Here is a 13,225-nt window from a genome sequence, read left to right as displayed (position 1 = left end):
ACCTTTCTTTTTAATTGCAACAACAGCTAAATATCTTCACAGCCAAAATGCAATATGCCCAATCCCCAGGATAATCGCAAAAGTTGACTGGATATATGTACTCTTCAGAGCACCACTTAACAATTTTCCCTCTCCCTTTCTCATGTATTTTTATGAGTTGGTTTAATACAAAAATTCGCTGAACTATATCTTCTCTAAAAAATTTAAATATGGTCCTTGAAGCTTTCTATGTATGCCGGTTAACGGATACTACCTTGTGATTATGAGTTTACCGCTCAGCCTTATAAAACTCATGATAAAGCTTCATGAGCGCCCTCTTCTCTATCCTCGAAACATAACTCCGCGAGATCCCCAACTCCTTAGCAATCTCCCACTGTGTCCTCTCTTCTCCACCTGTATCCAGCCCAAACCTACCCACCACAACTTCTTTCTCCCGGTCATCCAGAATATCTAGGTTGCGATATATTTTACTCTTCTCGATCTTCAGATCGACTTCTTTAATGACATTATCAGCTTCGGAGCCAAGAATATCGATAAGTGTAATTTCATTACCTTCTTTGTCCGTCCCAATTGGATCGTGCAGGGATACGTCTTTACGTGTTTTCTTGAGCGAACACAGGTGCATCAGGATTTCGTTTTCAATACAACGTGCTGCAAATGTGGCTAGCTTTGTTCCTTTGTTTGGACGATAGCTCTCAATAGCTTTAATCAGACTGATGGTGCCGATGGAGATCAAATCCTCCTTGAGGTTATGGGCACGATGTGATGTCAAAAAATAAACCAATTACGATCGATTCTGATTCGAATTGGTTTCCTTTTGCATATTATATTTAATTTGTAGTTTCCGATTGATTTCTTGTGTACATCCTGGTAATCCATTTAAATAACACTTTACTTGATCAATCAACTCTAAGTAAGATATCAGATTATTCATACTTGTTAAATTGCGTCTAATAATATCCTCGGTTTCAATATGATAGCCACCGTTTTTCACACGTAGAGCAATACATTCAATATTTAGCCGAACATCTGCTAGTTCCACATAAAACACAATAATTTCAAAGCCTTGTTCCTTTGCATCCTCATTTACCTTATAACGTTACCACCCGCTAAAGTGGTTTCCACAATGAAATCCCACTTATTCCAGATACACTACCTGGCTATTCTTATGGCTTCTTTCCCAGCAGATACTTTACTCTTTTCAGGATGCCCATTAGTGATCTTGCGGCTATGCATCTGGAATCATCAGTGATTCTGCTTTATGCCATGCTCCGATATAGAATCTTCCACTTTCATGAAATGAAAAACATAATATTCTCCGTTAATTTTTAGCTGTTCCTCTTCTTTTTGATTTCGTCAAATTCACATAAAGATAAGTGAAATTCAAGGTTTTTGGTGATTCAGCCAGATGATGATACTCAATATCCAATGGATTCCCCAAAAACTATCATAAATTGTAATCTATTTAACACAATAGTTTACATATACGTTACACATAATAATTAAAAGAGCCGTTTTTTCCTTTTCACAAACTCAAAATATATTAAATTTATAATATTCATTGACTGAAACAAATACTAGTGTTATATTTCCTAACATTAAATAATAAAATACATACAGGAAAAGGAGATTACGCACATGAATAAGTTCAAACGTCTACGTGAAACTAAAAGAGAGCATTCTGGTTCCACCCGATCTGAATATTCACCAGCAAAAAAAAATTGGAGTAAAAAGCAATTTATAGCTACTTCAATTGTGTTATCTGTTATTGCTACGAGTGTAATTCCGTTCCAAACAGCTGACGCTTTAACTAGAGTTACTTCAGAAAGTGGCACAGTATGGGAGATTCACGATGTTTTTGCTCCTAGCTTAGACACAGGAAGTTTACGTACAGTTGGTGCTACACAAGTACAAGGTTTCGGCAATATCTTTGTTAAAGTGTCCTCGCCTTCAGCTCCGCTGATGAATGGTCAAATGATGCGTGGGTTTGACTTGAAATATGACGGCGTTAATAAGTTTACTTCGGCTCAATCTGTAAATCTAGGAAATGTAACAGTAACACGTGAGGTGTATGTGGATACTATTCATAATCGAACGAGATTCTTTGATACTTTCACTAATAAAAATGATGTGGCAATAAAAGTTGATGTATCATTCGGTGGCTCTTTAGGATATGGTACAACAACAAATGCTTCAGTAGTTAAGGCAACCTATTCAGGCGATCTAAAGGTAACTACAGATGATTCATGGATTGTTGTAGATAGTAGCGCCAAAAACAATAAGCCGCTAGGCGTTGCAGTGGGATCTCCAAAGCCGTTTGATAATGGATTAACCGGTCTAGGTAATCAGCAACAGGATCCCTTCACAATACCCTTAGCTGAGTATGGAAATGAAGCGAATTTCTATGGGTTCATTAATTCACTAAATATTGGGCCGGGCGAATCGAAATCCCTAGTAAATTATGTACAAGTTGGAGAAGCTGGTGAAGAAGGGTTGAAAAATCTGGTTGCTATGCTAGATGGACTTAATAGTCTGCTGGATGTAACAGGATTAACAAACGCACAAATTCGGTCAATTAGCAACTGGGATATATCTGCTATAGAGGGACTTGATACTGGAGATCATCTGGTTATACCAAATGCTCCTGCGCCTAAAGAATTAGTAACTTCATCGCCGTATGATGTTAAGAATAAATCAATTGCAGAAATGCAACAGGATATGATTACTGGCAAAACTACCTCTGTACAAATTACTCAAGCCTATTTAGATAGAATCAAGGTATACGATGAGGGACAATTGGGATTCCATGCATTCCTGCATGTATCTGAAACTGCGCTTAACCAAGCAAAAGCTGCTGACGATGCCCGTGCACAAGGTGTAAAAGGTGATTTATTGGGTATTCCAATTGCGATAAAAGATATTTATGATACAAAGGATATGCCTACTACCGGTGGCAGTAAAGCTCTTGAAGGCTGGCAGCCTGATTCTGATGCATTCCAAGTGAAAAAACTGCGGGAAGCTGGAGCTGTAATTATTGGTAAAGTAAATACTTCTGAGTTTGCTAACAGCGGAAGTTTTAGTGAAAGCGGCTGGCAGCAAACATGGAATGCACTCTATCCATCGAAAACATCTTTTGGCTCAAGCGGCGGGTCTGCAGTATCTGTTGCAGCTGATTTTGCAGCAGCAGCAATGGGATCGCAAACAGGGGTATCTCTCTATGCACCAACTACAGGCGCTAGCTTAAAAAGCTTCCGGGGTACAGACGGTATGGCAAGTACTACAGGTGTACTGCCACTCACTTGGGGACAAGATTATGCAGGTCCCATTGCTAAAACAGTAACTGACCTAGCTATTATATTGAATGCTACAACGGGTACGGACCCACAGGATATTTTCACAGTCACTGCTGATGCAGATCATAAGCGTCCAGTGGATTGGAAGGAATCTCTGGATGTTAATGCATTGAAAGGAAAGAAAATTGGATACATTCCTGCATCCTTTGTATCTGCATATGCTGATGATGATACTGGACAGGCAGTGATGGATAAGTTCTCAGAGCTTCAAGCAGCGGGTGCGACTATGGTTGAAATGTCAGCTGTACCATCAGGCCCTAGTCGTCCTTCAGGTATTAATGGATCTACTGAAGGTTGGGCACGTTATATTGAGTTGCATAAGGACTTCCCTTATATTGATGGAGCAAGTGTACTAGCTTCAGATAAAGTGCTTATCTATAATCAAAGAGGATATAGTACCCCAACTCGTATGACTGAACAGGCTGTACAAGATTACATTAAGTATAGAACTGACTATAAGGATGTTATTAAAAGCTGGATGGACGCGAATGGCGTTGATGCTGTTGTTTATGCAGGTTTTATTAGTGACGTATATAACAATGACGCAGCAGCTTCTCAATTAAGTTCAGACCGTAACACAGGCGTATTAACCTCTACTATGGGTCTACCTACGGTAGTTGTTCCTGTAGGAACGAATGACAGCGGATATTCTATCTCTATGCAACTGGTTGGTAGAGCATGGGACGATGCAAAAGTTTTAGGCATGAGCTACGCTCTTGAGCAACAAAGTCAAGCTAGACTACTTACAACATTTGCTCCAGCACTTCAATACGTTTCAAACTCTACTAATCCTGATCCAAACACAGATAATGGACCAACCCATCCAAATACTGGAGGAGGTACGGTGACACCTCCAGCAATAACAACGCCTATAGAAACACCGGCACCTGCAGAAACAATAACACCAGCAGATAAGCCAAAAGTTGTTAGTTTTGTAGATACCATGAATCATTGGGCAAAAACAAGCATTGACGCACTAATTGCTAAGGGATTATTGACGGGGTATTCCGATGGAACATTCCGTCCAAATTCAGGTTTGACTCGTGCGGAAGCCATCAAGGTAATTGCAACGCACATGAAACTTGAAGGACAAGAAAGTAACTTTATAGATGTATCTCCAACTCATTGGGCGAATAAGTTTATTGGTGCAGCTGCTAGATCAGGCTTGATGAACGGATATAGTGACGGAAGCTTCCGTCCAGATGAGAAGATTAGTCGTGGTGAATTAGCGGCACTAATCACTCGAGCTTTTAAGCTAACAGGTACTGGAAACACATCATTCAAAGATGTTACAAGAAATGCATGGTATTATGATTCCATTGATGCACTCGCATCCAATAATATTATTACAGGATACGCAGACAGTACATTTAAGCCTGAAAAAGATATTACTAGAGCAGAGTTTGCAACAATTGTTTCCAGATTACTAGAGACTACTAATTAAAAGAAATTCAATTAAAAATGACAGAGTACTCGAGTAACCACGTTTACAGGAAAGGCCATCCCGAAAGGGATGGCCTTATAACTTGCCGTTACAGATAGTGCGATGAACCGTATCATAAGTAGGGCGAAAAGACTTTTTCCGGATTATGGAAAGACGGTCTCGTTTATAGCAGAAGTTCCCTCTGTAAGTCGTTTGTTCCTAGCGGGACTATCACTTTTTATGGCGGAAAAGTAGAGTTAGGGACTGTATGCTAGGGGACTAGCGGTCTATGAGGCGTCAGATCTTACGGTTGGTAATCACACTATTCCTGCAAGCTACAGCGGCGATAATCACTATAAAGATTCTACAAATAGTTGGCTACAAAACGTGAATAAAATATGGTCTCAAATCAGCATGAATATCTTACAATCTACTATGGTGGGGGCTCGGTCGATGTACAAGTCGGTACACTCGGCATGTCATCCCTACTCGATCTTACTCCATCCAGCGCCTAGAAAATTATTTGCTCATATAAACATTTTCATATTTATTTCCTCATTGAGTTCCTGGAGACATTTGAATATTCCTTCATGATCATCATGCTCTGAGATTCCTTGACACTCACTCCCCGACCCGAAGATCGGTTTCATCCGTATGAATCAGCGGTTTTCGTAACAAAGTGGAGCGAATCTCCCGTTTTGGCCGCTAGCACCTTTATGATATATTGTTATACTCTATGCGCTGGAACGCAAAAGAAGACAACTTCTACTGAAGGTGCTCCTAGAGTGTCGATAAAGTCCAATGAAATAGTTAGGGGAAGATGAGCTGCACGGGAATGACGGCATTCTTAGGTGAATATATATTCTCTATTTGTTCAAGTAACAGCTTTACGGCTGTACGTGCCATTTCCTGTTCATCCTGCTGTACATAAGCTACGAATGAAAGATGTGGATTATCGAAAGATAGCAAATCGATATTTGAGTGATTGTTGAGACGGCTGATAGCGGCCGATGTAAGGCGTGCGGTTTCTTCGGTTAAGGAGAAAGCTGCCGAAATTCCACTATGCCCCTGCAAGAAGTCGCTTACATAGTCCAATGCTTGCTTACCGCGTAGAATGTCGAGAGGGATGTGACACCACAAGCTCTTGTCGATTGATATACCTCGATCTGTGTACGCCTTCTCGAAGCCGAGCGTGCGATCCTCGATGGCTGTATTGGCATTCTCAGGTGAGATGAGCGCAATCTGATGATGACCCTTGGATAGCAAATGAGAGACAGCCTTATACGCACCGCCGTAATTGTCTGATGTAATCGTGTATGTCTCAATGTTGCGCAGGTAGCGGTCGATGAACACACATGGGAATTTATCGAGCGACAGACGCAGTAGTGATTCGTTGTACTTCTCATCTTCTGTTGGAAAAACGATCAGTCCCTTCACACCGAGCCCCGTTAGTGTACGAATGGCGTTCGATTCGATAGAGGAGGACTCTCGCGTGATGCTTAGTACCATGCTGAGGCCAGCTTCAGACAGGAATTGTTCCGTGTAGTCGACGAGCTTCTGAATGACACGGGTTACCATCGTCGGAATAATGAAGCCGATGAGCGGCAAGGACGACGCGCTGTGTGGAGATAATGGAGAATCAATGCTAGAAACATCAAGACTAGAAGAGACGAATGTGCCTTTGCCTTGTACGCGTATAATTAATCCTTCGTCAGCTAGCTGGGTTAAGGCGTTTTTGACGGTTATTTTACTTACTTTGAATTCGTCCATTAATTCTTGTTCAGAAGGGACGCGGTCCGTTGGCCGAAGCTGCCCAGATTTAATTTTCTGTACAATATCTTCTTGAATTTGCTTGTAGAGCACCAGCTTTTTCAAATAAGTACATCTCCCTTAAAATTTAATGATTTTTATAATCAATTGGTTATATAAAATATATTACGTATATATTATAATGCAATTTATAAAGCGCTTACAATACAGAATTAGGAAATTTATTACGAAGGTGTCTTTTCATTGAAAGGTTAGAATCATGTTAAGAAGGTTGGTAACGAGACGTATTGAAACCGCTTAAATTAACAGAAGTGACCAGTCACCCAGCATCTCAAATGAGTAACAAAAAAAGAGAGGATGACGAACAAATGAAAAAACGCATTACATTAATCTCCATCGTTACAATCCTTATGATGTCACTAGTTTTGTCGGCATGTAGTAAGTCTTCCAGTTCATCAACGGAAACACAGCAGTTAGGCGCTGATGCCGGTGAGAATGCAACAGAAATGTCATTTTGGACATTCGTAGATTTGCATGGCAAGCATTTGGATAAAATGCTGGGGTTATGGAACCAACAGAATCCAGACAAACAGATTAAGTTGAATGTAACGGTTATGCCTTACGATGATATGCACAACAAGCTCTTATTGGCAGTTACAAGTGGAAAAGGTGCTCCTGATATTGCGGATATCGAGCTTGGTCAGTTCCCTAAATTCTTGGAAGGGGACAACGTTCCACTGGAATCTTTGAATGATGTATTTGCACCATACAAAGACGTTGTCGTTCCCTCACGTGTCGATATTTACTCCAAAGCTGACCAGGTTTATGGCTTTGATTATCACGTAGGTGCTACGCTTGCTTTCTACAACACGGAAATTCTCGAACAAGCAGGTGTTGACTACAAGATGATCAAAACTTGGGAAGATTACAATCAAGCAGGTATCAAGGTTTATGAAAAGACTGGTAAGTACTTAGGTACTGCTGATACATCCGCTACGTGGCAAGCCTCGCTGTTACTTGCTCAGCAAAACGCTGATTTTACAGATGAAAATGGCAATCCAAAAGTTAACTCCCCTGAGATGATTAAAGCGTTTGAAATGTTAGTTGACCTGCAGAAGAATAATGTTATTCATACGATCCCAGGCGGACAACCCGACACAGAAGAAGCAAAAGGCGAATACAACAAAGGCAACTACGCAAGCGCATTGATGCCTGAGTGGTACATGTCCCGCTTTGTAAACGAAATGAAGGACCTTAAAGGTAAGTATGCAATTGCTCCATTGCCTGTATTCGAAGAAGGTAATCCTCGTTCCGTTGGCTTAGGCGGTACTGGCACAGTTGTTACTAAGACTGGTAAAGACGTTCAGTTGGCAAAAGAGTTTGTAGCTTTTGCTAAGCTTTCGAAAGAAGCTACTACTGAAATCTGGAATACACTTGGATTTGACCCAATCAATATGGAAGTATGGAAAGATGAGGCTGTAACGAAAAACCCAGATAACGAATACGTCCAGTATTTTAAAACAAATGCATTTGATACTTTGAATGAAATCAAAGACGAAATTAGAGCTATCAAATCCGTAAAAGCTTCACCGACGATCGGCAATGTGCTCAATACGGTTACTCTGAATGCGATCTTTGAAGATGGCCAAGACGTGAAGGAAGCTCTCGATGAAGCACAGGCAGCAATTGAACAAGAATTGAAATAAAAATAATAAGTAAATGGTTATGATTAAGCCTGTCGGCAAGAATGGTGCTCGGCAGGTTTAGTCATAGTCAAGGGAGAGTGGGATTATGATAAAGAAATTTGTATACTCTCAAAAGGTTGCACCTTATGTATTTGTGTTGCCATTCATAATCATATTCTTGATATTCTGGTCTTATCCACTTGTAAATTCATTCGTAATGAGTTTTCAAGATAGGATGTTGGGACAGGATCCAAAATGGGTTGGTGAAGCGAATTATTCGAAGTTATTCACAGATAAAGTGTTTTTGACGGCTATTAAAAATAGCGTTGTATACATGCTAGGAACCTTAGTGCTGTTAATCCCTTTCCCAATGTTATTTGCAGTTATGATAAACAGTAAGTTAATGCTGGGGAGGGAGTTTTTTAAATCTTCGTTCTTTCTTCCTGCATTGACATCTGTCGCAGTGGCGGGTACTATTTTTCGCCTAACATTCGGCGAAATGGATGGTTCATTAATGAACAGTTTTCTAGGTCTATTTGGTGTAGAGCCTACTAAATTCTTGAAAGATGCAGAATGGAGTATGGCTGCACTATTAATTCTTGCATGTTGGCGATGGACAGGTGTTAATATGCTGTACTATCTATCTGGTTTGAAAAACATTGACAATGATTATTATGAGGCTGCTTCAATTGACGGGGCATCTGCTTGGCAGAAGTTTAGATCGATTACAATGCCATTATTGAAGCCGACCACGATATATGTTACGACAATTAGTGTTTATGCAGGTTTGGCAATGTTTACCGAGAGCTTAATGATGTTTAACGGTAACAATTCACCGAAAAATATTGGCCTAACTATAGTCGGATATTTGTATAGACAAGGAATTGAGAAGAATAAGCTCGGTTACGCTGCAGCAGTTGGTATCGTTCTATTAGTCATTGCTATGATTATCAATTTAACGCAGTTGAAATTTAGTGGAATGTTCAAAAAGGAGGAGGATTAAAATGGACACTAGTCAGATGAAGAACAACGTAATTGCTAGAATAGTCATAATTAGTACCTTTATTATACTATTCGTTATAATTATGGTTCCATTCTATGCAGTGGCCCTCTCTTCCTTTAAACCAGGTGAAGCTTTAATAAGATATGGTCTTAACTTAAGTTTGAATTTTGAAATAATGAGTTTTGATAATTTTATCTATTTATTCACTGGACAACATGATTATTTTGTATGGTTTTGGAACAGTATGACGTTAACAATCATTCAGGTTGCTTTAACACTGTTTGTAAGCGCTTTTGTTGCATATGGTTTTGCAGCGTATGATTTCAAAGGTAAGAACTTCCTCTTTATATGTGTGTTGCTCATTATGATGGTGCCATTTGAAATATTGCTGGTTCCTTTGTACAGCTTAATAAATGATTTGCAAATGGTGAATAGCTATTCGGCAATCATTCTGCCGGGTATAGCTAATGCCGGGACGATATTCTTCTTTAGGCAATATCTCAGAAGCATACCAAAAGAAATTATTCAATCTGGGCGAGTTGATGGAGCAAACGAATATGCGATATATTTCAGAGTGATTATGCCGATTATGAAGCCTTCCTTTGCGGCAATGGCCATTCTGAATGGTATGAATAGCTGGAATAATCTATTGTGGCCATTCATGGTGTTGGGAGATCAAAATAAATATACACTGCCAATCGGTTTAAAAACATTGTTAACTCCTTATGGGAATAACTATGACCTTCTGATCGTGGGCTCCTTCTTCTCCATCATTCCAATCTTCATATTGTTTATCGCTTTCCAGAAATATTTCATTGATGGTATGACTGCGGGTGCTGTTAAAGGTTAGTATCTATTACTTATGAAATAGGTGATAAGATGGGAGTCCAACAAGAGGAGTTACGCGTCATTAAACCATTGATCGAGCAACGAGCTGATCCTTTTATATGCCGACATTCAGATGGTTATTATTATTTCGTGGCCTCGGTTCCAGAGTATAATCGGATTGAAATCCGTAGGGCACAGGACCTTGTAGGGCTTATTACATCAGCTCCTGTAGTGATCTGGAGAAAGAGAGAGACTGGCATTCTTAGTGCCAATATTTGGGCGCCAGAGCTGCATTTTATTGATGGAAAATGGTACGTATATTTCGCTGCCGCGCATACGTCGGAAACGACAGAAGGCTTGTTCGACCATCGGATGTATGTACTGGAGAATGAAAATGCAAATCCGCTCGAAGGCAGCTGGACGGAAAGAGGACAGGTTCGTACCGCTTGGGAAAGCTTCTCCCTCGATGCCACTACCTTTGAGCACAATGGTAGCCTCTATTACGTATGGGCACAAAAGGATCCGGAAATCGAAGGCAATTCTAATCTCTACATATCTAAAATGAGCAATCCGTGGACGTTGATTGGGGCGCAAACGATGATTACGATGCCCGAATATGACTGGGAGATCATCGGGTATAAAGTGAACGAAGGCGCGGCATTTGTTCGCAAAGATAATCGGGTATTCCTCACTTACTCTGCTAGCGCTACTGATTTCAATTATTGCATGGGCTTGCTTGAAGCCGATGCGGACTCGGATTTGCTCGATGCTGCCTCATGGCGCAAGTCGAAAGTACCGGTTCTCACGACTGATGAGAGCATCTCGATGTATGGTCCTGGTCATAATAGTTTCACGGTGTCAGAGACTGGCGAGAAGACGCTGTTTGTGTTCCACGCAAGAACGTATAAGCATATTGTAGGAGATCCGCTATACGATCCGAATCGCCATACATTTGTAGCGGAGCTGTTGTGGACGGATGACGGCAGACCTGATTTTCGCGGCTCTGTTGCGGCACTTGCACGTTCTGTACAATACGAATAGATCTGCAAGCGCTTCACAAAATTCTAAATGGATTTAGTTGACTTATGTCGTACATGGGGAAGCCTTTATAATTAGAAATAAAAACAAGTACCCATCCAATCGATGGGTACTTGTTTGCAATGCAATAGAAGTGATGAATTACGTAATGTTGTACTAACTATTTGGTGATCGGTATAGACGAAATAGTAATCATAGCATTACTGATTGGCTAAATGTGTTGCTACTGTCATGAGTGTCATGCTAAGTTAAAAACAATCTATTTCATGAAGCAATAATCAATACGATGTGGGTAGTACAGACATAATAGTGATGTGGACGGAATCCTGTAAATGGTTCAAGGAACAAATCAACATCTTATATTAATCGTGTTAACGTAAATATATGTATTGTATGAAAGTGGGTATACCTATTGGATTCGAAGCTAGCAGCATATATAACATTAGTTTGTACTTCGGCTGTTCTGAATTTGTCTATACTTGTCTTTACTTATTGGAGGAGACATTATTATACAAATATCGCTAATTTGTTCATGTGGAATACATTAACTTCAATGATTTATTGCTTTGGTTATGCCTTTAGCTTAACATCGACTTCGTTAGAACAGCTTAGATTTTGGAATATTGTACAGTATGCAGGGATGCCATTTTTCCCTCCGTTAGGATTAATGTTTGTCATGCAATATTTGGGTTATAAAATAACGAGAAAAAGAATAATCGCGCTACTTACAATGCCTTGTATTACTTTTCTCATCAATGTAACTAATGAATCCCATCATTTTTACTATAGAATATATGATATCCATTCGGTGCTCGGGGCTCCATATAGTGAGATTGAGTATGGGGCATGGTTTGCCGTACATAATATTTACATTTTCTGTTGTATGTTAGCTGCGCTCTTATTGCTGCTTTCACGCTGGAAGGAAACCGTTAGTGTATATCGATCTCAATTATTTGCCCTCATCTGCGGTCAACTGCTTCCAATAATGACTGCATTTTTATTATTCATAGGAGTGACACCCGATGGTATCGATCCTGTACCCATGGTTATTTGGTTTTCTTCTGTTTTGTACCTTTGGTCTATTACCTCCTCTCGAATGTTATCAATAATGCCAATTGCAAAGGAAACGATCTTTAATAGTATGAACGATGGTGTCATTGTGCTTAATGATACCTATCAATTAATCGAATATAATCAAGCTTGTAAAAGTATGTTTAGTGAATTGGATCGATCAACGTTAGGGCAGCCATTTGATCAAGTTTGGTATATGCTAACGGATCAATCATTCCCTGTTCAATTAGATACGATCTCAGATAAATTGAATGTTACGATTCATCAAGGTAATTATATATATCAGCTACGTATTTCTATGCTTCAACAATCTAATAATAACTCTGGCTTACTAATTATATTTACGGATATAACAGAGCTACATACATTACAACAAAAGTTAGAGCATCAAGCCTATTATGATGATCTTACACAAATATACAATCGTCGTGCCTTTTTCCAGAAAAGTGAGCAAAGCTTAATGAAAGCAAAGGGTGAATTATCATCCTTTGTGATTATTCTATTTGATATTGATTTTTTCAAAAAAGTGAACGACACTTATGGGCATCAAACTGGAGATCAAATGCTAGTACATGTGGCTCAAATATGTAAGGCTGAGATGGGAGAACATATACTATTTGCTAGATATGGTGGTGAAGAATTTGTACTCGCTTTACCTGGTTATACACTAGCGGAAGGGGAAAACTTCGCTAATCACCTTAGATTTTGCATTGAACAGAAGCCTCTAGTTGAAAATGAAAAATTGGTAACGATTACCTCTAGTTTTGGGGTATCCGTAACGACAGGAGCTGTGGAGGAAACAATCCATCAACTTCTTCATAAAGCTGATGAAGCACTTTATGCTGCCAAAAGAGCTGGTCGAAATCAAGTGCGGGTTTTTAATGAAAAGTACGAATATGTGGAATAGTACAGCAAATTAAAATAGAGGCGTACATCGGAGCCGTGCTTAGTTCAGTAACTTGGTGGATTGAGAGCAAAATGCCTATCAATCAAGAAGAAATATACTTATGAGTGACTGTTTCAACAGGATATAACAGTCAGTTATTCTGATATT

7 protein-coding genes and 1 pseudogene are annotated in these 13,225 nt (G+C 39.7%); 6 read left to right on the top strand and 2 right to left on the bottom strand.

Translation table 11 applies throughout. The features are described from left to right. Positions 1-268: 268 nt before the first annotated feature. A pseudogene (sigK, locus tag MHI32_RS07165) lies at positions 269-742 on the bottom strand (RNA polymerase sporulation sigma factor SigK); the annotation flags it as partial. Between the two features lie 896 nt (positions 743-1,638). Here sigK and MHI32_RS07160 point away from each other — a divergent pair. Next, a complete protein-coding gene (locus MHI32_RS07160) occupies positions 1,639-4,797 on the top strand; it encodes an amidase family protein (RefSeq protein WP_340012084.1) in 3,159 nt (1,052 codons plus the stop codon). 789 nt (positions 4,798-5,586) lie between these two features. Here the strand turns inward: MHI32_RS07160 and MHI32_RS07155 are convergent. Then, positions 5,587-6,651 (bottom strand): GntR family transcriptional regulator, encoded by a 1,065-nt coding sequence (locus MHI32_RS07155; RefSeq protein WP_076125373.1) that lies wholly within the window; start codon positions 6,649-6,651, stop codon positions 5,587-5,589. Between the two features lie 263 nt (positions 6,652-6,914). Here MHI32_RS07155 and MHI32_RS07150 point away from each other — a divergent pair, with 263 nt between their 5' ends. The 5 genes from MHI32_RS07150 (at position 6,915) to MHI32_RS07130 (ending at position 13,078) form a co-directional block, all read left to right on the top strand. Further along, positions 6,915-8,252, top strand: coding sequence for an extracellular solute-binding protein (locus MHI32_RS07150; protein WP_042185834.1), 1,338 nt, complete (start codon positions 6,915-6,917; stop codon positions 8,250-8,252). A gap of 85 nt (positions 8,253-8,337) precedes the next feature. Further along, positions 8,338-9,234: a sugar ABC transporter permease gene (locus MHI32_RS07145; RefSeq protein ID WP_042185833.1), complete on the top strand. Its 897-nt coding sequence runs from the start codon at positions 8,338-8,340 to the stop codon at positions 9,232-9,234. 16 nt (positions 9,235-9,250) lie between these two features. Further along, entirely contained in the window at positions 9,251-10,084 is an 834-nt protein-coding gene (locus MHI32_RS07140; protein WP_076125501.1) for a carbohydrate ABC transporter permease, read from the top strand. A 29-nt stretch (positions 10,085-10,113) separates the two neighbouring features. Then, complete coding sequence (locus tag MHI32_RS07135; protein WP_076125375.1) at positions 10,114-11,103, top strand: family 43 glycosylhydrolase; 990 nt, start codon at positions 10,114-10,116, stop codon at positions 11,101-11,103. A gap of 409 nt (positions 11,104-11,512) precedes the next feature. After that, complete coding sequence (locus MHI32_RS07130) at positions 11,513-13,078, top strand: histidine kinase N-terminal 7TM domain-containing protein (protein ID WP_076125377.1); 1,566 nt, start codon at positions 11,513-11,515, stop codon at positions 13,076-13,078. Positions 13,079-13,225: the final 147 nt, after the last annotated feature.

The organism is Paenibacillus sp. FSL H7-0690 (assembly GCF_037980415.1).
Taxonomy (GTDB): Bacteria; Bacillota; Bacilli; order Paenibacillales; family Paenibacillaceae; genus Paenibacillus_AQ; species Paenibacillus_AQ odorifer.
Note: the sequence above shows the minus strand (reverse complement) of the source record. Positions and strands in the feature narration are given on the sequence as shown.

What these genes read in the sequence shown, in the direction of transcription:
- MHI32_RS07150 (WP_042185834.1), top strand. Translation starts at nt 6,915, where the DNA reads ATGAAAAAACGCATTACATTAATCTCCATCGTTACAATCCTTATGATG.
- MHI32_RS07145 (WP_042185833.1), top strand. Translation starts at nt 8,338, where the DNA reads ATGATAAAGAAATTTGTATACTCTCAAAAGGTTGCACCTTATGTATTT.
- MHI32_RS07140 (WP_076125501.1), top strand. Translation starts at nt 9,251, where the DNA reads ATGAAGAACAACGTAATTGCTAGAATAGTCATAATTAGTACCTTTATT.
- MHI32_RS07160 (WP_340012084.1), top strand. Translation starts at nt 1,639, where the DNA reads ATGAATAAGTTCAAACGTCTACGTGAAACTAAAAGAGAGCATTCTGGT.
- MHI32_RS07135 (WP_076125375.1), top strand. Translation starts at nt 10,114, where the DNA reads ATGGGAGTCCAACAAGAGGAGTTACGCGTCATTAAACCATTGATCGAG.